Annotated in this window: 20 protein-coding genes; 13 read left to right on the forward strand and 7 right to left on the reverse strand. The window is 64.1% G+C overall.

What is annotated here, in order from left to right; translation table 11 throughout:
- The first annotated feature begins 2 nt into the window (after window positions 1–2).
- On the forward strand, window positions 3–329 hold the full coding sequence (locus tag EBS11_RS01390; protein ID WP_290599915.1) for a barstar family protein: 327 nt from the start codon (window positions 3–5) through the stop codon (window positions 327–329).
- A gap of 53 nt (window positions 330–382) precedes the next feature.
- On the opposite strand, the gene EBS11_RS01395 is transcribed toward EBS11_RS01390, so the two are convergent.
- Together EBS11_RS01395 and EBS11_RS01400 are read right to left on the reverse strand one after the other, a co-directional pair.
- A complete protein-coding gene (locus tag EBS11_RS01395) occupies window positions 383–1,630 on the reverse strand; it encodes a CaiB/BaiF CoA-transferase family protein (RefSeq protein WP_290599916.1) in 1,248 nt (415 codons plus the stop codon).
- Window positions 1,630–2,808 carry an acyl-CoA dehydrogenase gene (locus EBS11_RS01400; RefSeq protein ID WP_290599917.1) on the reverse strand — a complete coding sequence of 393 codons (1,179 nt, stop codon included), beginning with the start codon at window positions 2,806–2,808 and terminating at the stop codon, window positions 1,630–1,632. Before EBS11_RS01400 ends, EBS11_RS01395 begins: the two co-directional genes overlap by 1 nt.
- A gap of 161 nt (window positions 2,809–2,969) precedes the next feature.
- Here EBS11_RS01400 and EBS11_RS01405 point away from each other — a divergent pair, with 161 nt between their 5' ends.
- Window positions 2,970–3,866 carry a LysR substrate-binding domain-containing protein gene (locus EBS11_RS01405; RefSeq protein ID WP_290599919.1) on the forward strand — a complete coding sequence of 299 codons (897 nt, stop codon included), beginning with the start codon at window positions 2,970–2,972 and terminating at the stop codon, window positions 3,864–3,866.
- On the opposite strand, the gene EBS11_RS01410 is transcribed toward EBS11_RS01405, so the two are convergent.
- Together EBS11_RS01410 and EBS11_RS01415 are read right to left on the reverse strand one after the other, a co-directional pair.
- The gene (locus tag EBS11_RS01410; protein WP_290599921.1) at window positions 3,863–4,255 is read right to left on the reverse strand and encodes a VOC family protein; all 393 of its coding nucleotides are present in this window, start codon (window positions 4,253–4,255) and stop codon (window positions 3,863–3,865) included. The genes EBS11_RS01405 and EBS11_RS01410 overlap by 4 nt on opposite strands.
- Window positions 4,256–4,307: 52 nt before the next feature.
- Window positions 4,308–5,096 carry a DUF6597 domain-containing transcriptional factor gene (locus tag EBS11_RS01415; RefSeq protein ID WP_290599922.1) on the reverse strand — a complete coding sequence of 263 codons (789 nt, stop codon included), beginning with the start codon at window positions 5,094–5,096 and terminating at the stop codon, window positions 4,308–4,310.
- A 149-nt stretch (window positions 5,097–5,245) separates the two neighbouring features.
- On the opposite strand from EBS11_RS01415, the gene leuS reads away from it, so the two are divergent.
- The 11 genes from leuS to EBS11_RS01470 all read left to right on the forward strand — a co-directional run bounded on the left by leuS (window position 5,246) and on the right by EBS11_RS01470 (window position 21,023).
- On the forward strand, window positions 5,246–7,885 hold the full coding sequence (gene leuS / locus EBS11_RS01420; RefSeq protein WP_290599924.1) for a leucine--tRNA ligase: 2,640 nt from the start codon (window positions 5,246–5,248) through the stop codon (window positions 7,883–7,885).
- Window positions 7,886–7,887: 2 nt separating this feature from the next.
- Window positions 7,888–8,484, forward strand: a complete 597-nt coding sequence (gene lptE, locus EBS11_RS01425) for an LPS assembly lipoprotein LptE (protein ID WP_290599925.1) — start codon at window positions 7,888–7,890, stop codon at window positions 8,482–8,484.
- Between the two features lie 10 nt (window positions 8,485–8,494).
- Window positions 8,495–9,511, forward strand: coding sequence for a DNA polymerase III subunit delta (gene holA / locus EBS11_RS01430; RefSeq protein ID WP_290599926.1), 1,017 nt, complete (start codon window positions 8,495–8,497; stop codon window positions 9,509–9,511).
- Between the two features lie 17 nt (window positions 9,512–9,528).
- Window positions 9,529–10,800 carry a glutamate-5-semialdehyde dehydrogenase gene (locus EBS11_RS01435; RefSeq protein WP_290599927.1) on the forward strand — a complete coding sequence of 424 codons (1,272 nt, stop codon included), beginning with the start codon at window positions 9,529–9,531 and terminating at the stop codon, window positions 10,798–10,800.
- 70 nt (window positions 10,801–10,870) lie between these two features.
- The gene (locus EBS11_RS01440; RefSeq protein WP_290600109.1) at window positions 10,871–11,308 is read left to right on the forward strand and encodes a CopD family protein; all 438 of its coding nucleotides are present in this window, start codon (window positions 10,871–10,873) and stop codon (window positions 11,306–11,308) included.
- Between the two features lie 10 nt (window positions 11,309–11,318).
- Window positions 11,319–11,936, forward strand: coding sequence for a 2-hydroxychromene-2-carboxylate isomerase (locus tag EBS11_RS01445; RefSeq protein ID WP_290599929.1), 618 nt, complete (start codon window positions 11,319–11,321; stop codon window positions 11,934–11,936).
- 318 nt (window positions 11,937–12,254) lie between these two features.
- The gene (locus tag EBS11_RS01450) at window positions 12,255–13,424 is read left to right on the forward strand and encodes a class I SAM-dependent RNA methyltransferase (RefSeq protein ID WP_131373698.1); all 1,170 of its coding nucleotides are present in this window, start codon (window positions 12,255–12,257) and stop codon (window positions 13,422–13,424) included.
- A gap of 179 nt (window positions 13,425–13,603) precedes the next feature.
- Entirely contained in the window at window positions 13,604–14,884 is a 1,281-nt protein-coding gene (locus EBS11_RS01455) for a multidrug effflux MFS transporter (RefSeq protein ID WP_290599931.1), read from the forward strand.
- Window positions 14,885–15,087: 203 nt separating this feature from the next.
- Window positions 15,088–17,250 (forward strand): HDOD domain-containing protein, encoded by a 2,163-nt coding sequence (locus EBS11_RS01460; RefSeq protein ID WP_290599932.1) that lies wholly within the window; start codon window positions 15,088–15,090, stop codon window positions 17,248–17,250.
- A gap of 5 nt (window positions 17,251–17,255) precedes the next feature.
- Window positions 17,256–19,460 (forward strand): EAL domain-containing protein, encoded by a 2,205-nt coding sequence (locus tag EBS11_RS01465; protein WP_290599933.1) that lies wholly within the window; start codon window positions 17,256–17,258, stop codon window positions 19,458–19,460.
- Between the two features lie 3 nt (window positions 19,461–19,463).
- The gene (locus EBS11_RS01470; RefSeq protein WP_290599934.1) at window positions 19,464–21,023 is read left to right on the forward strand and encodes a tetratricopeptide repeat protein; all 1,560 of its coding nucleotides are present in this window, start codon (window positions 19,464–19,466) and stop codon (window positions 21,021–21,023) included.
- Window positions 21,024–21,029: 6 nt separating this feature from the next.
- On the opposite strand, the gene EBS11_RS01475 is transcribed toward EBS11_RS01470, so the two are convergent.
- Genes EBS11_RS01475 through EBS11_RS01485 form a run of 3 tightly spaced genes read right to left on the reverse strand, consistent with a single transcriptional unit; the run spans window position 21,030 to window position 26,113 of the window.
- Window positions 21,030–23,420, reverse strand: a complete 2,391-nt coding sequence (locus EBS11_RS01475; protein WP_290599935.1) for a TonB-dependent receptor — start codon at window positions 23,418–23,420, stop codon at window positions 21,030–21,032.
- 36 nt (window positions 23,421–23,456) lie between these two features.
- Complete coding sequence (locus EBS11_RS01480) at window positions 23,457–24,788, reverse strand: MFS transporter (RefSeq protein WP_290599936.1); 1,332 nt, start codon at window positions 24,786–24,788, stop codon at window positions 23,457–23,459.
- Window positions 24,785–26,113, reverse strand: a complete 1,329-nt coding sequence (locus EBS11_RS01485; RefSeq protein WP_290599938.1) for an LLM class flavin-dependent oxidoreductase — start codon at window positions 26,111–26,113, stop codon at window positions 24,785–24,787. The genes EBS11_RS01480 and EBS11_RS01485 overlap by 4 nt, the downstream gene beginning before the upstream one ends.
- Window positions 26,114–26,289: the final 176 nt, after the last annotated feature.

The raw sequence follows: 26,289 nt of genomic DNA on the forward strand, positions 1-26,289 counted from the left end.
ATATGGCCACTGCCATCCTGAATGGAAAAGAGATCACCGACGCAGCCAGCTTTCACGCGCAATGCGTGCAAGCCTTCGGTTTTCCCGAGTTTTACGGCAACAGCATGGATGCCTGGGTCGATTGTCTCAGCTACCTGCGCGACGATGAAAACATGACGCAATTCCGTTTGAAACCGAACGAAGTGCTGGACATCGTCGTGCAGGATGCGGAAAGCCTGAAGGCGCAAGCGCCGGATGTGCTGGAAGAAATGACGTTCTGTATCGCCGGCATCAATGAGCGCTATGAGGATTATGGCGAAAAGCCGGCGCTGAAATTGACGCTGAAGTAACGCTGAAAACATAAAAAACGCCGGACAGTGTTGCCACTGCCCGGCGTTTTTCTTTAGACGACCTTGCGTTCGCGCAAACCATCGATCTGGCCGCCATCGAGGCCCAGCCATTGCCGCAACACCTCGTCCGTATGCTGCCCCAGCAAGGGCGGCGGCAAGCGGTACTGCACGGGCGAACCGGACAGGCGCACGGGATTGGCCACCAGCGCCACCGTGCCTGCCGTCGGATGCGGCATCTCCACTTTCAAGCCGCGCGCCACCACTTGTGGGTCGGCAAAGACCTGGTCGATGCGGTTGACGGGACCGCACGGCACGGCTTGCGCCTCGAAGGCGCTGATCCATTCGGCCGTCGTACGCATGACCGTGGTCTGGCGCATCAGGGGGATCAGGGTGGCCCGGTGCGCCACGCGCTGGGGATTGGTGGCGAAACGTTCATCCTGTGCCCATTCCGGGTGCCCCGCGACGGCGCAAAAGCGCGAGAATTGCCCGTCGTTGCCGATCGCCAGAATCATGTCGCCATCGGCCGTGGGAAAGTCTTGATACGGAACAATGTTCGGATGCGCATTGCCCATGCGCTGGGGTACTTTTCCTCCGCACAGGTAGTTGGCGGCCTGGTTGCCCAGCGCCGCCACCTGCACGTCGAGCAGGGCCAGGTCGATATGCTGGCCCAGGCCCGAGCGTTCGCGTTCGGCCAGCGCCGCCTGCACGGCGATGGTGGCATACAGGCCCGTCATGATGTCCGTTTGCGCCACGCCCACTTTTTGCGGCCCGGCGCCCGGCTGGCCGTCGGGCACGCCCGTGATGCTCATCAGGCCGCCCATGCCCTGGATCAGGAAGTCATAGCCGGCGCGCGCCGCATACGGCCCGTCCTGGCCGAAACCCGTGATGGAGCAGTAGACGAGGCGCGGATTGAGCGCCAGCAAGCTGGCCGCATCGAGCCCGTATTGCTTCAGGCCGTCCAGCTTGAAATTTTCCAGCAGCACGTCCGCCTCTTGCGCCAGGCGACGCACGAGGGCTTGGCCTTCGGGGGCGGCCAGGTCGATGCACAGGGAGCGCTTGTTGCGGTTGGCGCACTGGAAATAGGCGGCCTCGGCCGTATCACGGCCGTCCTCGTCCTTCAGGTAGGGCGGGCCCCACGAGCGCGTGTCGTCGCCGCGGCCTGGCTGTTCAACCTTGACCACGTCGGCGCCCAGGTCGGCCAGCATTTGCCCGGCCCATGGGCCGGCCAGCACGCGCGACAGGTCCAGCACGCGCAAGCCGACCAAAGGCGCGGGCCGCAGGGCGGAAGCCAAGGCATCCATTAGTTGAACGCGGCGATGCCGGTGATGGCGCGGCCGATGATCAGCGCGTGCACGTCGTGCGTGCCTTCATAGGTGTTGACCACTTCCAGGTTGACCAGGTGGCGGATGACGCCGAACTCGTCGGAGATACCGTTGCCACCCATCATGTCGCGCGCCATGCGGGCGATGTCGAGCGCCTTGCCGCAGCTGTTGCGTTTCATGATAGACGTGATTTCCACGGCGGGCGAGCCTTCATCCTTCATGCGGCCCAGGCGCAAACAGCCCTGCAAGCCCATGGTGATTTCCGTCAGCATGTCGGCCAGTTTCTTTTGCACCAGTTGATTTGCAGCAAGAGGGCGGCCGAATTGCTGGCGGTCCATCGTGTACTGGCGGGCCTTCAGGTAGCAGTCTTCCGCCGCACCCAGCGCGCCCCAGGCGATGCCGTAGCGGGCGCTGTTGAGGCAGGTGAACGGGCCTTTCAGGCCGCGTACGTCGGGGAAGGCGTTTTCTTCCGGGCAAAACACTTCATCCATGACGATTTCGCCCGTGATGCTGGTGCGCAAGCCGACCTTGCCGTGGATTTCCGGCGCCGACAAGCCTTTCCAGCCTTTTTCCAGCACGAAGCCGCGGATCGCGCCTTCGTCATCCTTGGCCCAGACGACGAAGACGTCGGCAATCGGGCTGTTGGTGATCCACATCTTGGCGCCGGAGAGGCTATAGCCGCCCGGCACCTTGCGCGCGCGCGTGACCATGCTGCCCGGGTCGGAGCCGTGGTTCGGTTCCGTCAGGCCGAAGCAGCCGATGTATTCGCCCGTCGCCAGTTTCGGCAGGTATTTCTGTTTGGTTTCTTCGTTGCCGAAGGCGTTGATCGGCACCATCACCAAGGACGATTGCACGCTCATCATCGAGCGGTAGCCGGAATCGACGCGCTCGACTTCGCGCGCGGCCAGGCCGTAGCAGACGTAGTTCAGGCCGGCGCCGCCGTACTGTTCCGGAATGGTCGTGCCCAGCAAGCCCAGTTCGCCCATTTCGCGGAAGATGGCGGCGTCCGTGCGGCCGTGGCGGAACGATTCGAGCACTCTAGGCACCAGGCTGCCCTGGCAATAGTCGCGGGCCGCTTCCAGCACGGCGCGTTCGTCGCCCGTCAGTTGTTCTTCCAGCAGCAGGGGGGAATTCCAGTCGAATGCAGTTTTGCTCATCACAGGCCTCGCAGGTGAGCGCCGGTGATCGGCGCAAGATTGAATATGGCTCATGGTAGATTCTTGCCGTGCCTTGCGCAAACGATTTATTCGCACCCAGACATGCGTGCTGTGCATATCTTGATGCATACTGGAGGCTTTCCCGATGCGCTGGCCCACCCATGTCCCGTAAAATTCCCATGCTGCAAGCCTTGAATTGTTTCGAGGCGGCCGCGCGCCACCAGAGCTACACGCATGCGGCGCGCGAACTGTCGCTGACGCAAAGTGCCGTGTCGCGCCAGATTTCATCGCTGGAAAGCTTTCTTGGCGTGCAACTGTTCCAGCGCACGCGCCACGGCGTGCTGCTGACCTCGGCCGGTACCGCGTATGCACGCCAGATCGCCGCCCGCCTCGATGGCCTGGAGCGCGACACGCTCGATACCATGGCGCGCCAGGGCGGGGGCGGCGCCTTGCAGCTCGCCTCCGTGCCCACCTTTGCCACGCGCTGGCTGATGCCGCGCCTGGCCAGCTTTGCCAGCGAGCAGCCGGACGTCGTCGTGCACATCGATGCCTACACGAAACCGTTCATGTTTGCCGATACGGAATATGACGCCGCCCTGTATGCGGGCACGCCCGAGCAGCTGGCGCGCTGGCCCGGCACGCGGGCCACCTTGCTCATGCATGAGGAAATCGTGCCCGTCGCCAGCCCCCGCCTGCTGGCGGCGCGCAGCGATTGGCAGCCGCAGCATCTGCTGGAACTGACCTTGCTGCAGCAAAGCACGCGTCCCGGCGCCTGGCGCCAGTGGTTTGACGCCATGCAGGTCGATGGGGAAGCGGCGCGCTACGGCGCCCGCTATGAACTGTTTTCCATGCTGGCCATGGCGGCCGTGCAGGGGCAGGGCGTGGTCTTGCTGCCCCGCATGCTGGTGGAGGCGGAGCTGGCGCGCGGCGAATTGCGCATCGTGTGCGAGCGCCCACTGCGCGGCCAGCGGGCGTATTACCTGATCACGCCGGAAGCGGCGCATGAAAAGACGGCCTTGCAGCAGTTCCGGCAGTGGCTGCAGGGCGTAGCCGCTTAGCGTACCTTGGCCGTGTCGAAATGGGGATTGTCGATGAAGCCGAGCTGGTTGCCGAACGGGTCGAGCAATTCCACTGTGCGGATGCCGTCGCCCACATCCGTGATCGGGTGGTGCAGGGTGGCGCCCAGCGCGACGACGCGCTCGACTTCAGCCTCGATGCCGTCCACGCCCCAGTAGGTCACGCTGCCCTGCGTGCCTGGCTCGCCGCCCGGCATCAGTCCAAGCTCGAAGCCGCCGATGGCAAAGCCCACGTAAAACGGCTGGTCGAAATACGGGGTAGCGCCGAAAACCTGGCTGTACCAGGCCTTGGCCTGGTCCAGGTCGGGGACGGGATAGGTGACGGTGCGCAAGCCCTTGATCATGTTCTGCTCCTGTTGGTTGAAATGCATGCCGCCATGATGCCACCGGCGCGCGCCGCGCGATTGGAAAAATGGAAGGTGTTCATGCGCGCCGGCCCGTCAGCCACGCCTCGGGAGAGCTGCGGGCGAAATCCTGGAAGTCGTGGATCAGGTGCGACTGGTCGAAATAGCCGTATTGCAAGGCCACTTGCGCCCAGTCCGGCTGCTGATGCAGGCTTTTCAAGCCCTGGCTGGCGGCGCGGAAACGGCAGATGCGGGCAAACAGTTTCGGGCTGATGCCGACTTGCCGCCGGAATTGCAGGGCCAGGTGCTGGCGCGACACGCCCAGCTGCCCGGCCAGGCCCTCCACGCGCAGCATGCCGTGCGCGCCTTCGATGGCCGCAATGGCGTGCTCGGCGATGCCGGCCGGGCGCAGCGGCGGCCCCTGGCGCAGGCGCAGCAGCAGATAATCCTGCAAGATGGAAATTCTTTGTGCATTGGACAAGGGCTCGCTCCACAGCGCGTCACCGAGGCGGGCCGCCAGCTCGCGCCCCCACAGCTGCTGCAGCTCCGCGCGGCCATCGTTGAGTTCGCACAGGGGCAGCTGGAAGAAGCGCGCCGCCGCGCCCGGCTTGAAGCGGGCTGCCACCGTCTGCACCAGGCCCTGGCTGACGACGGCGATGGGCGTCGTCATCATGCCGACGGCAAAGCTGGCATCCTGCTGGTCCTGGCACAGGATGTCGATGCAATTGTCCGGCAAGACCTGATGGGTGAGGGGCGTGGCGCCCGTTTGCACGCGGCACGTCCAGACGCAGTCCAGCCATGGCCGCAGGGCGGGGATGGGGACATATTCCTGGTAGACGATCATGGCCGGCTTTGATGCAAAGAACAAGATTGTGACATATGACACAGCATAATTGGACGCCGGCAAAAATATGCCGGCCCGGGCCGCCAGCGTGCCGTGCTATCGGGCGGCGACAACCAGTATAATGCTCGGTTCATATCCACTTTTGGCCGGGCCACGCTGGTCGCACATCCATTATGCAAGATAAATATAGTCCCGCCGACGTCGAACACGCCGCCCAATCACACTGGAAGGCGATCGACGCCTATAAAGCCGTCGAACACGACCCGCGTTTCCCAAAAGGCAAGTATTTTGCCTGCTCGATGCTACCTTACCCTTCGGGCAAGCTGCACATGGGTCACGTGCGCAACTATACGATCAATGATGTGATGTACCGCTACCTGCGCATGAACGGCTACAACGTACTCATGCCGATGGGCTGGGATGCGTTCGGTATGCCGGCGGAAAACGCGGCCATGGCCAACAACGTGCCGCCCGCGCAATGGACGTACTCGAACATTGCCCACATGAAGCAGCAGATGGAATCGATGGGCCTGGCCATCGACTGGTCGCGCGAAATGACCGCCTGCAAGCCCGAATACTACAAGTGGAATCAGTGGATGTTCCTCAAGATGCTGGAAAAAGGCATCATCTACAAGAAGACCGGTACCGTGAACTGGGACCCGATCGACCAGACCGTGCTGGCCAACGAACAAGTCGTCGATGGCAAGGGCTGGCGTTCCGGCGCGCTGATCGAGAAGCGCGAAATCCCCATGTACTACGCGCGCATCACCGATTATGCGGAAGAATTGCTGGCGTACGTGGATGACAAGCTGCCGGGCTGGCCCGAGCGCGTGCGCACCATGCAGACCAACTGGATCGGCAAGTCGACGGGCGTGCGCTTCGCCTTCCCGCACCAGATCAAGGATGCCGAAGGCACCCTGATCGGCGACGGCAAGCTGTATGTGTTTACCACGCGTCCGGACACCGTCATGGGCGTGACCTTCTGCGCCGTGGCCGCCGAGCACCCGCTGGCCATCCACGCCGCGCAAAGCAATCCGGCGCTGGCGGCCTTCAACGCCGAGTGCAAGCTGGGCTCCGTCATCGAAGCGGACATGGCAACGATGGAGAAGAAGGGCATGCCGACCGGCCTGTTCGTCACCCATCCGCTGACGGGCGCGCAAGTGGAAGTCTGGGTCGGCAACTACGTCCTGATCACCTACGGCGATGGCGCCGTGATGGGCGTGCCGGCGCACGATGAGCGCGACTTCGGCTTCGCCAAGAAATACGACCTGCCGATCAAGCAGGTCATCGAGGTAAAAGGCCAGGAATTCTCGACGGACGCCTGGCAGGAATCGTATGGCAGCAAGGACGGTGTCTGCATCGCCTCCGGCAAGTACGATGGCCTGCATTTCGCCTCTGCCGTCGATGCGGTGGCCGCCGACCTGGCCGAACTGGGCCTGGGCGAAAAGAAAACCACGTTCCGCCTGCGCGACTGGGGCATTTCGCGCCAGCGCTACTGGGGCACGCCGATTCCGATGATCCATTGCGCCGATTGCGGCGTGGTGCCGGTGCCGGAAAAAGACTTGCCGGTGGTGTTGCCGGAAGACTGCGTGCCGGACGGCACGGGCAACCCGCTGAACAAGTATGAAGCCTTCCTCCAGTGCGACTGCCCGCAGTGCGGCAAGCCGGCGCGCCGCGAGACGGATACCATGGATACCTTCGTCGATTCGTCGTGGTACTACATGCGCTATACCTCGCCAGGCTCGAACGACGCCATGGTCGATGAACGCAACGATTACTGGATGCCGATGGACCAGTACATCGGCGGTATCGAACACGCCGTCATGCACTTGCTGTACGCGCGCTTCTGGACCAAGATCATGCGCGACTTCGGGCTGGTCAAGTTCGATGAGCCATTCGTCAATCTGCTGACGCAAGGCATGGTGCTGAACGAAACCTACTTCCGCAAGGATGCGGCGGGCAAGACCACCTGGTTCAACCCGGACGACGTGCGCCTGTCGCTCGATGACAAGGGCCGTCCGCAGAGCGCCATCCTGGTGGCCGATGGCCAGCCGGTGGAAATCGGCGGCACGGAAAAAATGTCGAAATCGAAGAACAACGGCATCGACCCGCAAGCGCAGATCGAGCAGTACGGCGCCGACACGGCCCGTTTGTTCACCATGTTCGCTTCGCCGCCGGAACAGACGCTGGAATGGTCGGGCAGCGGTGTCGAAGGCGCGAACCGCTTCCTGCGCCGTGTATGGAACTTCGGCTACGCGCAGTCGGCGACCATTCAGGCAGCACTGGCGGGCGGCGCTGCGCCAGCCACGGGCGACGCGCAGAAAAACCTGCGTCGTGAATTGCACAAGCTGCTGCAGCAGGCCGACTACGACTTGAAGCGCATTCAGTACAACACCGTGGTATCGGCCTGCATGAAGATGCTCAACACCCTGGAATCGGCCAAGCTGGATGACAGCGCGCAGTCGAAGGCGCTGATCGCCGAGGGCTTCTCCATCTTCCTGCGCCTGCTCAACCCTGTCGCGCCGCACATCACCCACGTGCTGTGGCAAGAGCTGGGCTATGCCGGCGTGCATGGCGACCTGCTGAACGCGCCGTGGCCGCAGGTCGATCCGGCCGCGCTGGAACAGTCCGAGATCGAGATGATGATCCAGGTGAACGGCAAGCTGCGCGGTTCGATCACGGTAGCCAAGGATGCGGACAAGGCCAGCATCGAAGCGGCCGCGCTGGCGTGCGAGAGTGTGCAGAAGTACGTCGAGACCACGCCGAAGAAAATCATCGTCGTGCCAGGCAAGTTAATCAGCATCGTGGTGTAATCATGACGACTTCTTCTTCCGTATCGCTGTTGGGCCGCCGTGCCGTGCTGGCGCTGGGCCTGACTGTCCTGCTGTCCGCCTGCGGCTTCCACCTGCGCGGTTCGAATGGCAGCTTCATGCTGCCGTTCGCGACGATGTATATCGGCTTGCCCGATACGTCGCCGCTGGCGATTGACCTGAAGCGCTATATCCGCGCCGTCGGCAGCACGGAAGTGGTCGACACCAAGAATGGTGCCGACGCCGTGTTCGAGGTGCTCAGCGATCCGGAGAAGAACCGTACCAAGACCATCCTGTCCCTGAACAGCAACGGCCGCGTGAGCGAATACCAGCTCGGTTATTCGATCAACTTCCGCGTGCTGGACAAGGCCGGCAACCAGTTGTTGGGACCGACGAGCATCAGCCTGAATCGTCCGATCACCTTCAACGATTCGCAGGTGCTGGCGAAGGAAACGGAAGAGGCGCAGCTGTACCGCGACATGCGCAATGACATGGTGCAGCAGATCATGCGGCGCCTGGCGGCCATCAAGCCGGTGCTGCCGGCCATGTCGGTGGCGCCAGTGGCGCCCGTGACGCCGGTCGCGCCAGCCCCGCAGCAGTAACGGGGACGTCATGCAATTGCGGATAGATGCGCTCGATGGACATGTGGCCAAGCCGCTGGCGCAGCTGTATGTGATCACCAGCGACGAGCACCTGCTGGCGCTGGAAGCGGCCGACAAGATCCGCCGCGCGGCGCGCGCGCAAGGATATTCCGAGCGCGACGTGCTGACGGTGGAGCGCAGCTTCAAGTGGGGCGAGCTGCTGGCGGCCAACCAGGAGCTGTCGCTGTTCGGTGACAAGAAGCTGATCGAGCTGCGCATCCCTACCGGCAAGCCGGGCAAGGATGGCGGCGCGGCGCTGCAAAGCTATGCGAAAAACCTCAGTCCCGACAACCTGACCCTGATCACCCTGCCCAAGCTGGACTGGGCCACGCAGAAGGCGGCGTGGGTCGCCAGCCTGCAGCAGGCGGCCGTGTATATCGAGATTCCGAACGTGGAACGGGCGCAGCTGCCCGCCTGGATCTCCCAGCGCCTGGCCGCGCAGGGGCAAAGCGCCGAGCGTGCCAGCATCGACTTCATCGCCGAAAGGGTGGAGGGCAATTTGCTGGCGGCGCACCAGGAAATCCAGAAACTGGGCCTGCTGCATGAAGCGGGCAAGCTGACGTATGAGCAAGTGCAGGACGCGGTGCTGAACGTGGCCCGCTACGATGTCTTCAAGCTGTCCGAAGCCATGCTGGCCGGCGACCCGGCCCGCCTGGTGCGCATGCTCGAAGGCTTGAAAGGCGAGGGCGAGGCGCTGCCGCTGGTCTTGTGGGCCGTCTCCGAGGAAATTCGCACGCTGTTAAAATTGAAGGCCGGTATGGCGCAAGGGCGCCCGCTGGGCGCGCTGCTGAAGGAATACCGCATCTGGGGGCCGCGCGAGCGCATGATGGAGCCGGCGCTGCGGCGCATTTCGCTGCCCGTGCTGGAAGCGGCGCTGCAGCAGGCGGCGCAGGTGGACAAGATGATCAAGGGTCTGCGTGCCAGGGGCTATGCAGGCGATGCCTGGGATGCCATGCTGCAGCTGGGCCTGAAGATCGCCAGGGGTTAACTTTTATGGATACGAGCATGGATATCACCGAATATATGCAGGACGTGGGCACGCGCGCGCGCGCCGCCTCGCGCGCCATGGCGCGTGCCGACAGTGCCACGCGCAACCGCGCCCTGACCCTGATCGCCGCCGCCATCGTGCGCGATGCGGACCTGCTGCGCGCGGCCAACCAGCGCGACCTGGACGCGGCTGCCGCCGCCGGCCTGGCGCCGGCCATGCTTGACCGCCTGACCTTGTCCGATGCGGCCATCGCCACCATGGTCGAAGGCCTGACGCAGATCGTGTCCTTGGCCGACCCGATCGGCGAGATCTCGAACATGAAATTCCGCCCGACAGGCATTCAGGTGGGGCAGATGCGCGTGCCGCTGGGCGTCATCGGCATCATCTATGAAGCGCGTCCGAACGTGACGGTGGACGCGGCCGGCCTGTGCATCAAGAGCGGCAACGCGACGATCCTGCGCGGCGGTTCGGAAGCCATCCATTGCAACCGCGCGCTGGCCAAGCTGGTGCAGGAAGGGCTGGCCGGTGCCGGCCTGCCGGCTGATGCCGTGCAAGTGATCGACACGACGGACCGCGCCGCCGTCGGCGCCCTCATCACTATGCCGCAGTACGTGGACGTCATCGTGCCGCGCGGCGGCAAGGGACTGATCGCGCGCCTGATGAACGAGGCCACCGTGCCGATGATCAAGCACCTCGACGGCATCTGCCACGTCTACATCGACGCCAAGGCCGACATCCGGAAGGCGCTGGACATCGGCTTCAACGCCAAGTGCCACCGCTACGGCACCTGCAACACCATGGAAACCCTGCTGGTGTCGCGCGCCATCGCGCCTGTCGTGCTGCCGCAGCTGGCCGAACTGTACCTGACCAAGCAGGTGGAATTGCGTGCCGATGCGGAAAGCCACGCCATCCTGGCCGCCGCTGCCTACCCGTACCTGGTGCCCGCCACCGAAGAAGACTGGTCCACCGAGTACCTGGCCGCCATCCTGTCGGTGAAGGTGGTCGATGGCATCGATGAGGCGATGGACCACATCAACCGGTATTCGTCCAAGCACACGGAGTCCATCATCACGGAAGACTACAGCGATGCGTTGCGCTTCCTGCGCGAAGTCGATTCCGCCTCCGTGATGGTGAACGCCTCGACGCGCTTTGCCGACGGTTTCGAGTATGGCCTGGGCGCCGAAATCGGCATCTCGAACGACAAGCTGCATGCGCGCGGTCCCGTGGGGCTGGAAGGCCTGACCTCGCTCAAGTACGTAGTCTTTGGCCACGGCGAAGTACGCAAATAGTCTCATTCGCGGGCTGCCCACAAGGCGGTCCATGCTCTTGTTTCTCTCCACCTCTGACACTGGGAACCCCATGCTCTTTCTCTGGACCAAAGCCTTCCATATCATCTTCGTCATTTCCTGGTTCGCCGGTCTGTTTTACCTGCCGCGTATCTTTGTGAACCTGGCGATGGAGACAGAAACGGTGGCCACCGAGCGACTGTTGCTGATGGCGCGCAAGCTGTACCGCTTCATGTCCCTGCTGGCGCTGCCGGCCATGGTGCTGGGACTGGCGTTGATGTGGATGCTGTATGGCGGGAGCCAAGGCGGCATGAAGATGCCGGGCTGGATGCACGCCAAGCTGACGTTCGTGGTGCTGCTGCTCGGCTATCACCACGCCTGCGGCGCCATCCTGCGCAAGTTTGAAAAAGGGCTCAACAAGCGCAGCCACACCTGGTTCCGCTGGTTTAATGAAGTGCCAGTGGTGATGCTGCTGGCCGTTGTCGTGCTGGTCGTGGTCAAGCCGTTCTAAGGGAGCCGAGATGAGTGCAAGCCAGAACAAGGTGGTCCAGTATTTTTTTGCGCCCCACTCGCCATGGACCTACCTGGGGCACGCGCGCCTGATGGCCATCGCGTCGAAAACGGGCGCGCAGATCGACGTGCGGCCCTTCGACCTGGGCAAGGTATTCAGCGTTTCGGGCGGCCTGCCGCTGGCCAAGCGCGCGCCGCAGCGCCAGGCCTACCGCCTGGCCGAACTGGCGCGCTGGTCGGCCTTCCTGCAAGTGCCTTTGAATATGCAGCCGAAGTTTTTCCCCGTCTCGCCGGAAGCGGCGGCCAAGCTGATCATCGCCACGCGCCTGGCGCACGGCGTGGAAGCGTCGCTGAACCTGGCCCACGCCATCATGCGCGGGCTGTGGGCCGAAGAGCGCAATATCGGCGATGAAGAGACGCTGGTGCAGATCGCGCTGGACGCGGGCTTCGACGGCCGCCAGTTGCTGAAAACGTCGGAGACGGCCAGCGTGCAGGCGGAATACGACGCCAACACGGAAGCGGCCACCGCCGCATCCGTCTTCGGCTCGCCGTGGTACATCGTCGACGGCGAGGGCTTCTGGGGCCAGGACCGCCTCGATTTTGTCGAGCGCGCGCTGGAGAAATCGTAAACAAAAAAGCAGGATGTAGGTCGGATTGGCGCCGCGCGCGTCATCCGGCAAGCTCAGTCAGCGGCGCATGTCGGCTCGCAGTGAAGTAAGTCAGCAGTAGTCTTAGCAGAGTAGTTTTTTAATGCAGTAAAAGTAACGACACCCGCAGGCACCGTCGCGAGCGGATCGCCGCTTGTCCGAGAAGCGCAGCCGTACGAAGGTACGGCGAGCATCGCCGGGCGAGCGCCGTACCGCGCAGCAGGTGCCTGTGGGTGTTCACTACAACGGATAAAAGGTATCCTAATTATGGCTTCATATTTTTGCCCATGCCCGCGCGGCATGGAAGCGGCGCTGGCCGAGGAACTGGGCGAGATCGCCCAGGATAGTTCGACCATGAAGGTCCATAACCAGGTGCCGGGCGGTGTCCACTGCTCGGGCGACCTGCTCGATGCCTACCGCATCAACCTGCATTCGCGCATCGCTTCGCGCGTGCTGATGCGCATGGCCCATTCCGGCTACAAGACGGAAAACGATATCTATGACCTGACCCTGGCGCAGCCATGGGAAGACTGGTTCGGCGTGCACCACACGATCCGCGTCGACGTCACGGCCGTGAAATCGCCGCTGCGCAGCCTGGAATTCACCACCCTGAAGATCAAGGATGCCATCTGCGACCGCTTCCGCGACCAGTTCAACGAGCGCCCATCGGTCAACACCAAGACGCCGGACATGCGCATCGTCGGCTTCCTCGACGCGCACACGTTCACCGTCTACCTCGACACCTCGGGCGAAGCCCTGTTCAAGCGCGGCTGGCGCGAAGAGACGGGCGACGCGCCGCTGCGCGAAAACCTGGCCGCCGGCCTGCTGCGCGTGTCGGGCTGGAAGCCGGGCATGGTGCTGTTCGACCCGATGTGCGGTTCCGGCACCATCCTGGCCGAAGCGGCGCAGATGCTGCAGGGGATTCCTCCGGGCGCTGCGCGCCAGTTCGCGTTTGAAAATTTCCACGACTTCGATCCGGCGCCGTGGAATGCCATGAAAAACGCCATCAAGGCTAATCCGCTGCCGGCCGAGCCGACCATCTTCGGCAGCGACATTTCGGGCGACATGGTGGCCATGACGCGCCACAACCTGCGTTGCGCCGGCGTGCGCTTCGAGGTGCCGCTGAAGCAGATCGAAGCACAGGAGGTCAAGCCGCCAAGCGACGTGCCGGGCATCATGCTGACCAACCCGCCGTACGGCGAGCGTATCGGCGTGCGCGGCGACAGCACCATCCCGGAAGATGAATTGTCGACGTCCTTCTATTCGGCCATGGGCACGACCCTGAAACAGCGCTTCGCCGGCTGGACCGTGTTCCTCTTCACGGCCGACCTGGGCTTGCCCAAGCTGCTGCGTCTGAAGGAAGCGCGCAAGACGCCTTTCTTCAACGGTGCGCTGGAATGCCGTCTGTTCCGCTTTGATATGGTCGCCGGTTACAACCGCCGCGAAGAAGCCAAACCAAAAAACATCTGATTAAACCTGCTGCGCGTTGCCACTTGCGGCTTGCGATGCTCACCGTACTTTCGTACGGTTGCGCTTCTCGGCCACACCGGCGGCCGCTCGCTACGGTTTTCTCAGATGTTTTACGCGCTAAAAAATGCTGTATCACGCGCGCGGACTCATGCCGGTCCGCGCGCCACTTTGGATCCGCCATGTTTCCCACTCCTCCGGCCGATGTGCCGCCCGACCCGGTCACGCCCGTTCCGCCGCCCACCCCCAGCCACATGGCGCCCCTGAGCCGTGGTGCGCTGGCGATGATGCTGGCCGGCCTGTCGATGCTGGGACCTTTGTCCATTGACACCTACCTGCCCGCATTCGGTGCGATCCAGGGTTCGCTGCAGGCTTCGCCGCTGGAAGTGCAGCAGTCGCTGACGTTCTACATGCTGGCCTTTGCCGGCATGGTGCTGTGGCATGGCGCGATCTCGGATACCTTCGGCCGGCGCAACGTCATTCTTGTCTCCCTGCTGATGTTTTCCATCGGCTCGCTGGGCTGCGCTTCGGCGCACACGGTGCATTACCTGTGGTTCTTCCGCATCATGCAGGGCGTTTCGGCCGGTGCCGGCGTGGTGATCAGCCGCGCCATCATCCGCGACCTGTACTCGGATGCAGCAGCGGCGCGCCTGCTGTCGCTGGTGACGATGATCTTTTCCATCGCCCCGGCCGTGGCGCCCATCCTGGGCGGCTGGATCGTCATCTGGTTCGACTGGCGCTCGATTTTCCTGTTCCTCGCTTTTTATACCTTGGTCCTGCTGGCCTTCTGCTACTGGCGCCTGCCCGAGACGCTGCCTTTGGCCAAGCGCCAGCCCTTCAATCCACGCTTCCTGGCATCGAGCTATGGCCAGATCCTGCGCTCGCCCCTGTTCCACATCAAGGCCGGCATTGTCGCGCTCAATTTCGCAGGCCTGTTCCTGTTCATCACGGCCGCACCTGAAATGCTGCCCAAGCAGCTGGGCCTGGGGCCGTCGCAGTTCGGCTGGCTGTTCATCCCCTGCGTGAGCGGCATCTTCCTCGGCGCCGCGGCGGCCAACCGCATCGCCGGCAAGGTCACGTTCGCGCGCCAGATCGGCATCGGCTTTACCTTCCTGCTGTGCGCCGCCAGTGTCAACGTCGTGTTCCACCTGTTCCTGCCGCCGTCGCTGCCATGGTCGGTGCTGCCCCTGTTCTTCTACACCTTCGGCATGTCGCTGGTGGGGCCGGGTGCAACCTTGCTGGCGCTGGACCTGTTCCCGCATATCCGCGGCACGGTCGCCTCGTGCCAGTCGTTTGCCAGCACCTTGCTGGGGGCGGTGGTGGCCGGCGTGATTTCGCCCCTGCTGTCCGGTTCCGTGCTGTGGCTGGCATCGGGCCAACTGGCGTTTACGGGCCTGGCGCTGGCGCTGTGGCTGATTTCGCGCCGCTTCCGCCACCGTTTGCTGGGACCGTTGAAGCGATAAGTTTCCACTGCAGAACGCTGGATTTATTTCAACTTAATTTTCTATATTGCAAGTAATATCCGGCGCTTATGATAAGATGACTTTTTTCCCGGCATCCTCTCAGGCAGTCTATTTTTTGGTTACAGGAGTGGAGGATTCCTCTGAACGTGGCCGCGCTTCGCTGCTAAGCGCTCTTCCTTATCGAACCGGCAATGCCTGATACGATGCATCAATCTGATCAAGATATTCGCAATCGCCTGCTGATTGCCCGCCTGCCGGCCATGCCGCAGATTCTCATCAAGCTGATCGCCCACCTGCAGGCCGACGATGCCGGCATGCCGGAACTGGCCGCCCTGATCGCCAAGGATGCGGGCATGACCAGCAAGATACTCGGCGTGGCCAACAGCTCCGCCTACCACCGCCAGGGCAAGGTCGTCAGCCTGGAGCAGTCGCTCGTGTCGCTGGGCACGGACATGATCAAGACCCTGGTCATCAGCGAATCCGTGTTCCAGACCTTTAACAGCTTCCCGCATTCCGGCAGCACGGACCTGCGCGCCTTCTGGAAAAGTTCGCTGTCGGCCGCCGTCATGGCGCGCGCGCTGGCGAAGGCCATGGCCTATCCGCACGCGGAAGAGGCCTATCTGGCCGGCTTGCTGCATAACGTGGGCCGCCTGGCCCTGCTGGCCACAGCGCCGAAGGAATATGCCTACAATTTCACGGCGCGCGACGACGCTGCCCTGTGCGCGGTAGAGCAGCGCACCTTGCAGATCACGCATGCCGAAGCGGGCGCCTGGCTGATCGAACGCTGGCACCTCGATTCCTTCCTGGCCGACAGCGTGCTGTATCACCATGAACCGCTGGCGCGCCTGGAAGCGAGCCACCCCCTGATCCGCATCGTGCGCCTGGCGCACCTGCTGTGCTGCCATGCCGACGACGCCGAGTCGATCACGCAGGCGGCGCGCCTGTGCGCGCTGGATGAAGAAGTGCTGGAGTCGCTGATCGGCAAGGTCGCGCGCCAAGTGGAACAGGCCGCGCAGCACCTGGGCATCGACCTGTCCGGCGCCGACGACATCGCCGTGCCGCCGGCGTTCGCGCCACCGCCCGTCGATCCGGTGCAGCAGCGCCTGTCCGACGAAGTGCGCAACATGGTCCTCGTTTCCGAAGTGGGGCAGACCTTCGCCCGCCAGCAGGGCGAGACCCATCTGCTGGAGGCCGTCACGCGTTCGGCGCGCATCCTGTTCGATTTCGAGACCACCGTCATCCTGCTGCAGAACCCCACCGGCCATGCGCTGGTCGGCGTGGCGGCGGGTGAGCAGCAGCAGCGCCTGGCCGGCTTTTCCATCCCGCTGGCCAAGGGCGGCCCGCTGGCCGCGTCGGCGCTGGAGTGTCAACTGGCCTTTTTGAAACGCGACATGCCGTTGCTGGGTATCGTCGAGGAACAGCTGTTCCGCATTCTCGGCACGGACAGCCTCGTGTGCCTGCCGCTGGTGGCCGGCCAGCGCAGCCTGGGCGTGCTGATAGGCGGCGTGGCGGCGTGGCAGATTCCTGCCTGCCAGAAGCGCGAGGGATTCCTGCGCGCCTTTGGCAACCAGGCCGCCAGCGCGCTGGAAACGGCGATCAGCGCGCGTGGCCTGGCGCGGCGCCAGCTCGATCACGTGGCCGAGGAGTACCGCGAAGCGTCGCGCCGCGTGGTGCATGAAGTGAATAACCCGCTGTCCATCATCAAGAATTACCTGAGCGTGCTCGATCACAAGCTGGAGAAGCAGGAACCCGTGGCGGGCGAGATGGCTATCCTGAACGAGGAAATCGACAGGGTCGGCCAGTTGATCAACGGCTTGGCCGACCTGCAGCCGGTGGCGGCGGGTGGTGTCACCGATAGTGCGCGCGTGGTCGACGACGTGCTGCGGCTGTTCCGCGCCACGGAATTCCTGCCGGCGAAGGTCGAGGTGGTCACGCGCATGCACGATGCGCCCAGCGAAGTGGAGGCCGATGCCGATACGCTCAAGCAGATCCTGCTCAACCTGCTGAAAAATGCCGTCGAAGCCTTGCCCGATGGCGGGCGTATCGAAGTGACGAACCGTGGCCACGTCAACCGCGACCGGCGCCTGTACCTGGAACTGTGCGTCAGCGACAACGGCACCGGTCTGGCGCCCGAGGTGCTGGCCAATCTGTTCTCGCCCGTGCGCAGCAGCAAGGAGGGTGCACATCATGGCCTGGGCCTGTCCATCGTGCATGAACTGGTCACCCGCCTGCATGGCATGATCGGCTGCCGCAGCAGCAAGTCCGGCACGTCGTTTGAAATCCTGCTGCCCATTCCTCAGCCGCAGGGCGCTGCCGGCGCCTCCGCCGCGCTGCCCGCGCCCGGTAACACCGCCCTATCCTTGTAACGTCCATGAATTCCTTCGCTACTCCGTTTGACCTGGAAAATAGTCCGCGTATCCTGCTGGTCGACGATGAACCCCGGCTGCTCGCCTCCCTGCACGAGCTGCTGAAGGACCGCGGCTACCAGCTCTACACGGCCACCTGCGGCAGCGAGGCGCTGGCGCAATTGTCGAAACTGCGCTTCGACCTGATCCTGCTGGACCTGCGCCTGCCCGACATGAGCGGCCATGAAATCATGGACCACATCAACCGGCGCGGCATCGAGGGCGACGTGATCGTCATGAGCGGCGATGTCGGCATCGAGGCGGCCATCGGCGCCCTGAAACGGGGCGCCTACGATTACCTGCGCAAGCCTTACAGCCGCGAGGAATTGCTCAAGACGGTGGAGAACGCGCTGCAAAAGCGCAAGCTGGCGCTGGAAAACGAGCGCATCGCGCTGCAGCTGGAAAATTCGGAAAAGATGTACCGCTACCTGGTCGACAGCTCGCCCGACATCATCTATACCCTGAACCACGAAGGGCGCATCACCTTCATCAACGACCGGGTGCACCAGTTGCTGGGCTTTAGCCGCGAAGAGCTGCTCGGCAGCCATTATTCCATCCTCGTGCACGATGAAGACCAGGAGCGGGCACGCTACGCCTTCAACGAACGTCGTCTCGATGATCGCGCCTCGCGCAATGTGGAACTGCGCCTGAAGTGCCATAGCGGCAGCGGCAGCGACCGCACCTTCAGCAACACGCTGATGACGATTCCGCTCAATTCGATCGGCATGCACAGCCTCGATCATGAGGCGAGGAAGCAGGAGTATTTCGGTACATACGGCGTGGCGCGCGACATCACCGACCGCAAGCGCGCCGAGGAAGTGATCTCTTACCAGGCCTATCACGACATCCTGACGGACCTGCCGAACCGCATGCTGTTCAAGGACCGCCTGGGCCTGGCCGTGATCCAGGCACGCCGCAAGCTGACGGAACTGGCCGTGATGTTCATCGACCTGGACCGCTTCAAGCTGGTCAACGACACGCTCGGCCACGTGAAGGGCGACGAACTGCTGCAGCAGGTGGCCCTGCGTCTGAAGGATTGCCTGCGCCGCGGCGATACCCTGGCGCGCCAGGGCGGCGATGAATTCACCATCGTGCTGCCCGAGCTGCGTGACCGCCAGGATGCGCGCCTGATCGCCGACAAATTCCTCGAATGCCTGCACCAGCCCTTCGACCTCGATGGCAACCAGGTGCACATTTCCGCGTCCATCGGCATCGCCATCTATCCGGGTGACGGCGAAACCATTGACGAACTGCTGCGCCATGCCGACATCGCCATGTACCAGGTCAAGGCGCTGGGCAAGAACGGCCACAGTTTTTATCACGAGTCCATGCTCGACGTGTCGCACCAGAAGATCGCGCTTGAGCAGAGCCTGCGCAAGGCGCTGGAGCTGAACCAGCTGGAGATGTATTACCAGCCGCAGGTGGACGTGACGACGGGCCGCATCGTCGGTGCCGAAGGCCTGATGCGCTGGAACCACCCGCAGCGTGGCTTGCTGACGGCCGGTGAATTCCTGCCGTTTGCCGAGGAAAACGGCCTGATGTTGCCGATCTCGGACTGGATGCTGGGTGCCCTGTGCCGCGACCTGCTGCAGTGGAACGCGGCAGGCGGCGAGGCCGTGCGGCTGTCGCTGAATCTGTCGCCGCAGTACCTGGACCGCGGCGACTTTTTCGAGAAGATGCGCGGCGCGCTGACGCGCTACGGCATCGCGCCGGAAAAGATCGAAGTGGAGATCACGGAAAACATCTGCATCCGTAATCCGCAGTATGCGATCGAGCAGTTGAACAAGCTGTGCCAGCTGGGCGTGTCGGTGGCCATTGACGATTTCGGCACCGGCTATTCCTCGCTGTCGTATCTGCACCGCTTCCCCATCCACACGATCAAGATCGACCAGTCGTTTGTGAAGGAAATCCACGACGAGCACGGGCACTATCCCGTCATCCTGGCCATCATCTCGATCGCGCGCGGGCTGGGCCTGCACCTGATCGCCGAAGGCGTGGAGACGGAAGGCCAGGCGCGCTACCTGCAGGACAAGGGCTGCACCACGATGCAGGGCTATCTGTACCACCGTCCCATCTCGCTGGGCAGCTTCATCGCCGTGCTGCAGGAGCAGAACCGCCTGATCGCCGGCAGCGCGCCTGGCGCGTCGCAGGCGCTGGCCATCGAGGCCTGATCCATGCTGCTTGCCGATCCCCGTTATACGGCCGATTACCTGCGCCTGAAAGGCCTGGCCGAGAAAGGCAATGCGAATGCCCAGCACAGCCTGGGCTTCATGCATTTCAACGGCCAGGGTGCCGAGCAAAGTTATGCGCTGGCCCTGCACTGGTATGGCCAGGCGGCGGCACAGGGACTCGAACATGCGCAATACAACCTGGGTGTGATGTGCCAGAAGGGCCAGGGCGTGGCGCAGGATTTCGTCCGGGCGGCGCACTGGTACCAGCAGGCGGCAGAGCAGGGCTACGCGGCGGCGCAGTACAACCTGGGCTGGCTGTATGCCAAGGGTCAGGGCATCGCGCAGGACAGCGGCCAGGCCATGCTGTGGTTTAGCCGCGCGGCGGAACAGGGCGACGCGGGGGCGCAGAATAACCTGGGCATGATGTATGACAACGGCAAGGGCGTGCCGCAGGATTTCGTGCAAGCTATCGCCTGGTACCGCAAGGCGGCCGAGCAGGGCTATGCGCGCGCGCAGTACAACCTGGGCCTGCGTTACGACAATGGACAGGGCGTGCGCCAGGACCGCCAGCAGGCGACGGCGTGGATGCGCAAGGCGGCCGAGCAGGGTTATGCGCCGGCCCAGTTCAACCTGGCGCTGCGCTATGAAAATGGCGATGTGCTGCCGCAGGATAGCCAGCAGGCGATTGCCTGGTACCGGCGCGCGGCCGAGCAGGGGCATGCCAGTTCGCAGTTCAACCTGGGCCTGATCTATGACAATGGCCAGGGCGTACCCTGCGATAAACAGGCGGCCCTGGACTGGTACGTAAAGGCGGCGGGACTTGGCCATGCGGCGGCCCAGCACAACCTGGGCCTGCACCACGAACACGGCGCGCACGATTACACGCAGGCGCAGGCGTTTTACCGTCAGGCGGCGGAACAGGGCTTCCCTGCTGCCCAGTACCAGCTGGGACTTCTGTACGAGCATGGCCAGGGCATGCCGGAGGATGCGCAGCAAGCCGTGTACTGGTACCGCAAGGCGGCCGAACAGGGCCACGTGCGGGCACAGTTCGACCTGGGCCTGCGCCATGAAAATGGCCAGGGCGTGTCGCAGGATCTGGCGCTGGCGCTGGCGTGGTACCGCCGCGCCGCCGAGCAGGATTACGCGCCGGCGCAGTACATGCAGGGCGTGCTGCATGACCGCGACGATGGCCCGGCGCCCGACAGCCAGCTGGCCTGCGCCTGCTACTGCCGCGCCGCCGCGCAGGGGCACAGCCTGGCGCAGTTCGCGCTGGGGCTGCGCCATGACAATGGCCAGGATGTGCCGCAGGATTATGCCATCGCCTGGGACTGGTATGCGCTGGCTGCGCGCCAGGGCCATGCGCGGGCCCAGTTCAACCTGGGCCTCATGGCCGCCAGCGGCCAGGGCGGCCCGCTCGACTTGCAGCAGGCGTATATCTGGCTGTCGATGGCGGTAGCGGCCGGCGTGGCTGGCGCGGAAAAATCCCTGCGCCAGACGGCGGCGCGCATGCGTGAAACAGATCTGATCCAGGTGCGCCAGCGCCTGGAAGCACTGGCCGATTAGCGCCCGTTAAAAGTCGTAGCGCGCGCTGGCGCCCACCGTGCGCGGCTGGCCTGCCGACGCCGCATAGGCATTCGTCCCCACGCCCGTCAGGCCAAGGAAATAGCGCTTGTCGAACAGGTTGCGCGCCCACAGCGAGAAATCCCAGCGCGCGTCGCCCTGGCCCACGCGCCAGCCCACGCTGGCGTTGGCCAGGCCATAGCCGGGCAGGCGCGAATAGCGCGAGTTGTTGATGTCGCCAAAGCTGTCCGAACGCAGCGCCAGGTTGGCATTGGCGTACTGCTCCACCTGTGCGCCGAGTTTCTGGCGCCACTGCACGCTGGTATTCAAGATCCATTTTGGCGCGCCGTTGACGCGGTTGCCGGCGATGCTGCGGCTGCCCTTGCCATAGCCTTGCAGGGGATTGAGTGGATTGCCCAGGTCATTGAAGGTTTCGAACGGCGTCGGTCCCGTGCCGTTGTCGAAGGTGGCGCTGGTGTAGGCGCCGTTGACGCTCACGTCCAGCTGGCGCGACAAACGGGCGCGCGCATCGAATTCGAAGCCCTTGCTGGTCAGGTCGCCGATGTTCGTCAGCACGCCGATGTAGCTGGCCAGCGGCGCATACGGCACATTGGTGACGCCCTGGTAATCCTTGACCTTGGTGATGAAGACATTCGCATTGACGGCGAGACGGCTGTCCAGCCAGGCCGTCTTGATGCCCAGGTCCAGGTTGCGCGCCTTTTCCGGCTCGATGACGATGGACTGCACGCCAAAGGCTGAGCCGACGGAGGCGACGCCGTTGACGTTGTAGCCGCCCGATTTTTCGCCCTGCGACAGGGTGGCATAGGTCAGCACGTCGCGTTCCAGGCGGTAGCTGGCGTTGAGCAGGCTGGCCACGTTCTTGTCGGTGCGGCTCAATTTGCCGGAGTCCCAGAAAGCGAAGATCGGGTAGGCCGTGTACGGCGACGGATTGCCCAGCGCGTTTTGCACGACGCGGCCCTGCTTGCGTTCGGAATTGAGCCGCAGGCCCGCGCTCAGGTCCAGCCTGGGCGCGAGGTGCCAGGTTTCCTGGCCGAATACGGCGTAACTGTCCGTCTGCGCTTCGCCATTGCCCGACATCAGATTGTTGTTCGGGTAGCCGCCGCCCGAGACGGCGGATGCCAGCGGCCCCGTGTCGTAGTGGTTGTAGCTGGCCGTCTTCTGGTGATAGAAATAGGCGCCCAGCACATAGTCGTAGGATTTGCCCGTCGGCGACGCCAGGCGCAGCTCTTGCGAGAACTGGTGTTCGCTGGTGCTGAAGCCGCCGGTCAATGCTTTCAGATCGCTGGAATCGAGGTCGTTCTTCGGCTCGAAACGCCAGTCGCGCCAGGCCGTGATCGACGTCAGCGCATACGTATCGGCGCCGCTGCCGATCTTCCAGTTCGCCTCCGCCGAGACGGCGTTTTGCCGCACCTTGGCCTGCTGCTCCTCGTCGATGCTGACGTTGTAGTCGTAGGGATTGAAGATGACCTCGGTCGCCCCCTTGGCTTGCAGCCACAGGCCGTAGTTGGTGGCGTTGGTGGACAGGCTGCCGCCGGCCGCGCCCCTGTTCAGGGGGCCGTAGGCGTATGGCACCAGGGTGCCGGTGCTGGAATCCTCCTGATTGTGCTCGGCGATCAGGCGCAGGCTGAAATTTTGGCTTGGCTTGATCAGCGCCTGCGTGCGCACGCCCTTGCGCTTGATTTCATTGAAGCGGCGATTGTCCTGCAGGTTCTTCAGCCAGCCATCGTCGTGCGTGTCGTAGGCGGCGATGCGAACGGCCACCGTGTCGCTGACGGGACCCGAGTACCCTCCCTTGAACTGGCGGTAGCCGCGCTGTCCCAGCGACACTTCCAGGTGGCCTTCGCGCTCGAAGGTGGGCAGGCGCGTGCTGATATTGAGCACGCCGGCCGTGGTGTTCTTGCCGAACAGCGTGCCTTGCGGGCCGCGCAGCAGGTCGACCTGCTCCAGGTCCAGCAGGTCGAACACGGCCTGGCCAGGACGGCCCAGGAAGACGTTGTCCAGGTAAATGCCGACGCTGCCTTCCAGTCCTTCGTTGGCCGTGTTGTTGCCGATGCCGCGCACGGCCACGCTGGACTGGCGCGCATGCAGGAATTGCGAGGTGACGTTGGGCAGCGCCTGCTGCAAGTCCTGCACCTGATAGAGTCCCTGGGCTTCGAGCTGGGCGCCGCTGACGACGGAAATCGGCGCCGGCACATCCTGCGCCTTTTCCTGGCGCCGGCGCGCCGTGACGGTGATGCTGTGCACCTCGCCGCTGTCCTGCAGGGCGGGTTCGCTGGCGGCTGGCAGATCATCGGCGCGCGCGGCGCCGAGGGGGCCGAAAACGGCGGCGATCAGCAGTGCGCCGGAAGTCAGTGTAAGGGGATGGATTTTCTTGGGCATCGTTAAACCTGTTGTTAGCGTGATGATCGGTGTTTTTTACAATGGCTGCAACTGGTGCTGAGCCACTTTGCCCAGGTCGCGCCGGTAGTAGCGCAGCGCCAGCAGCAAGGTCGTCAACTGCAGCGCGCCGCCGGCCAGCGCCAGGACCAGCAGGGCGTCATTGAGGCCGAAGCGGTTCGACAGCAGGCCCGCCAGCACGGGTCCTGGCACGGAGCCGAGCAAATGCAGGGTGACGACGGCGCAGGTGGCGGAAAAAGGACGGAAGGCCGGATGCACGAGTTCCTGCGTCATCGCCAGCGGTCCCGTGCCGGCGGCCGAGACGACAAAAGCGCCCGCGATCACGAGGCCGTACTGCCATGCCAGGCCATGCACGATACCGAAAGCGCTGCCCAGCATGATGGTGGCGGCCAGCGAGGCGGCGATGGGGAACAGCAGCTTGGCCAGTTCATTGCGGCGGTTGTAGTGGTCCATGACCCAGCCCCCCAGCGGCACGCCGACGATCGACAGCAGCATCACGCCGCTGGTCATGAAGGACGCCTGCTGCACCGGGATGTCATGGAAGCGGTTCAGGTAGGTGGGGAGGAAAAACACGGCCGGTACCCATTGCAGGGTGCCCATGGCGGCGCTCAGGTAGGCGAACACCAGCGAGGGCGTGCCGGCGATGACGGCCAGGCGGCCGCGCAATGCCGGCTCGCCACGGGAGCTGGGGGCGGTGTCGCGCACGCTGACGGTCTGGTAATCCTGACCGCGGTACAGCCACACGGCGATCAGCAGGCCGGGCAGGGCCATGATGCCCAGCGCGTGGCGCCAGCCGTAGTGCGTGGCGACATAGCCGCCCAGCGCCACGCCTAGCGCCATGCCGATCGGCTGCGCGGAGGAGAACAGACCGAGGGCCAGCTGGCGCCGGCGCTTGGGAAAGGCGGCGCTGATCCAGGTGTAGGCGACGGGCGCGTAGCCCGCTTCGCCCGCTCCCACCAGGGCACGGCTGGCGGCCAGCTGCGTCACGCTGCCCGCCAGGCCGCCGGCCGCCGACGCCAGGCTCCAGATGACGCCCATGATGCTGGCCGTCTTGACGCGGCTCCAGCGCTCGATGGCGATCGAGGCGGGGAACGCGCACAGCACCATGCCCAGGGTCAGGATGGAGCTGAGCATGCCGGCCGTGGCGTCCGTGATCTGCCATTCGGCCTTGATGGATGGGATCAGCGCGGCGAGGATCATGCGGTCGGCGAAGTCGAACACCATCAGCAGGCATAGCAGGCTGAAGGTCTGCACCGTGCGGCGCCGGCCGAACAGGTAGTCGTTCGCGAGCGCCGGCGTTGGCGATGCTGCTGGCGCTGGCGGTGTCGCGGGCAGGGCGGCGGCGCTCATGCTGCCAGTCCCAGCGGACGGGCCAGGTCCAGGTGTTCGCGCAGGGTGTGGCCGCTGTACTCGGTGCGGAACAGGCCGCGCCTTTGCAGTTCCGGGATGACCAGGTCGACGAACGCTTCCAGGCCATGCGGGAAGGTGGGCGCGAGGATGTTGAAGCCGTCGGCGGCGCCGTTCTCGAACCATTCCTGCAACTGGTCGGCGATGCTTGACGGCGTGCCCCAGATGACGCGGTGGCCGCGCGCGCCGGCCGCGCGCTGGTAGACCTGGCGCAGGGTGAGATTGTCCTTTTTTGCCATGTCGATGAACAGCTGCACGCGGCTTTGCCAGCCTTCGCCCAGGGGCAGTTCGGGGAAGGGTTCGTCGAGCGGATATTTGCTCAGGTCCACGCCCGTCAGTCCCGACAGCAGGCCCAGGCCGATGACGGGATCGATCAAGTCCTGCAGCTGGTCGTAGCGGGCCTTGGCCTCCTCCTCGGTGGCGCCGATGATGGGCATCACGCCCGGCAGGATCAGCAATTCGTCGGTGCCGCGGCCGTGCTGGGCCAGGCGGGCCTTCAGGCCGCTGTAGAAGGCCTGTGCGCCGGCCAGTGTCTGCTGCGCCGTGAATACCAGTTCGGCGGTGGCGGCCGCCAATTCCTGGCCATCCTCGCTGGAGCCGGCCTGCACCAGCACGGGATAGCCTTGCACGGGACGCTGCGATTGCAGGGCGCCGCGCAGCTTGAAGTATTTGCCTTCGTGCTCGAGGACTTTCAGCTTGGCCGGATCGAAGAAATTGCCGCTGGCCTGGTCGAACAGGTAGGGATCGTCGCCCAGGCTGTCCCACAGGCCCTTGACGACATCGACGTATTCGCGCGCGCGCTGGTAGCGCTCCGTGTGCGGCACTTGCGCGGACAGGCCGAAGCTTTTCGCTTCCCAGTCGGTGCCCGAGGTAACCAGGTTCCAGCCGGCGCGTCCGCCGCTGATATGGTCGAGCGAGGCGAACTTGCGCGCCAGGTGGAATGGGTGCAGATAGGTGACGGAAGTGGTGGCCACCAGGCCGATATGCTCGGTGGCGCCGGACAAGGCAGCCAGCAGGGTCAGCGGCTCAAAATAATACGGCAGGGCGGCGCGTGCCAGCAGCGCGGGCGGGCCTTCGGGAAAGCCTACCGTGTCGGCAAAGAAGATGGCGTCGAACTTGCCCCGCTCGGCCACGCGGGCCAGATGCTTCAACGGTTCCAGGCGCGTTGCTTCGGCCGGGTCGACGTCGGGATGGCGCCAGGCGGCGATGTGATGCCCGACACCCTGCAAAAATGCTCCCAACCGCATTTGTCGCTTGCTACTGCTCATGAGCCGTTCCTTGATAGAAATGAAGACAGGCCCAGAGCGTAGCCAGAGTGTTAACTTTGACGAACGAATATATGTGGATATGGTTATGCGTTTCCTCCACCGCAGGGGTATCTTCATAGCCATATCTGCCTGCTTCCCACGTGGGGCTGGCAAGTCAAACGTGCGTGAATACAACA

The organism is Janthinobacterium sp. (genome assembly GCF_009923995.1).
In the GTDB taxonomy this organism is placed as follows: domain Bacteria; phylum Pseudomonadota; class Gammaproteobacteria; order Burkholderiales; family Burkholderiaceae_D; genus Janthinobacterium.

Excerpts from the sequence above, each read along its gene's own strand:
- EBS11_RS01405 (WP_290599919.1), top strand. The coding sequence starts at position 2,970 with ATGTCCCGTAAAATTCCCATGCTGCAAGCCTTGAATTGTTTCGAGGCG.
- EBS11_RS01455 (WP_290599931.1), top strand. The coding sequence starts at position 13,604 with ATGTTTCCCACTCCTCCGGCCGATGTGCCGCCCGACCCGGTCACGCCC.
- EBS11_RS01445 (WP_290599929.1), top strand. The coding sequence starts at position 11,319 with ATGAGTGCAAGCCAGAACAAGGTGGTCCAGTATTTTTTTGCGCCCCAC.
- EBS11_RS01480 (WP_290599936.1), bottom strand. The coding sequence starts at position 24,788 with ATGAGCGCCGCCGCCCTGCCCGCGACACCGCCAGCGCCAGCAGCATCG.
- EBS11_RS01460 (WP_290599932.1), top strand. The coding sequence starts at position 15,088 with ATGCATCAATCTGATCAAGATATTCGCAATCGCCTGCTGATTGCCCGC.
- EBS11_RS01390 (WP_290599915.1), top strand. The coding sequence starts at position 3 with ATGGCCACTGCCATCCTGAATGGAAAAGAGATCACCGACGCAGCCAGC.
- EBS11_RS01435 (WP_290599927.1), top strand. The coding sequence starts at position 9,529 with ATGGATATCACCGAATATATGCAGGACGTGGGCACGCGCGCGCGCGCC.
- EBS11_RS01400 (WP_290599917.1), bottom strand. The coding sequence starts at position 2,808 with ATGAGCAAAACTGCATTCGACTGGAATTCCCCCCTGCTGCTGGAAGAA.
- holA (WP_290599926.1), top strand. The coding sequence starts at position 8,495 with ATGCAATTGCGGATAGATGCGCTCGATGGACATGTGGCCAAGCCGCTG.
- EBS11_RS01450 (WP_131373698.1), top strand. The coding sequence starts at position 12,255 with ATGGAAGCGGCGCTGGCCGAGGAACTGGGCGAGATCGCCCAGGATAGT.
- EBS11_RS01395 (WP_290599916.1), bottom strand. The coding sequence starts at position 1,630 with ATGGATGCCTTGGCTTCCGCCCTGCGGCCCGCGCCTTTGGTCGGCTTG.
- EBS11_RS01470 (WP_290599934.1), top strand. The coding sequence starts at position 19,464 with ATGCTGCTTGCCGATCCCCGTTATACGGCCGATTACCTGCGCCTGAAA.
- lptE (WP_290599925.1), top strand. The coding sequence starts at position 7,888 with ATGACGACTTCTTCTTCCGTATCGCTGTTGGGCCGCCGTGCCGTGCTG.
- EBS11_RS01410 (WP_290599921.1), bottom strand. The coding sequence starts at position 4,255 with ATGCATTTCAACCAACAGGAGCAGAACATGATCAAGGGCTTGCGCACC.
- EBS11_RS01440 (WP_290600109.1), top strand. The coding sequence starts at position 10,871 with ATGCTCTTTCTCTGGACCAAAGCCTTCCATATCATCTTCGTCATTTCC.
- EBS11_RS01465 (WP_290599933.1), top strand. The coding sequence starts at position 17,256 with ATGAATTCCTTCGCTACTCCGTTTGACCTGGAAAATAGTCCGCGTATC.
- EBS11_RS01475 (WP_290599935.1), bottom strand. The coding sequence starts at position 23,420 with ATGCCCAAGAAAATCCATCCCCTTACACTGACTTCCGGCGCACTGCTG.
- leuS (WP_290599924.1), top strand. The coding sequence starts at position 5,246 with ATGCAAGATAAATATAGTCCCGCCGACGTCGAACACGCCGCCCAATCA.
- EBS11_RS01485 (WP_290599938.1), bottom strand. The coding sequence starts at position 26,113 with ATGAGCAGTAGCAAGCGACAAATGCGGTTGGGAGCATTTTTGCAGGGT.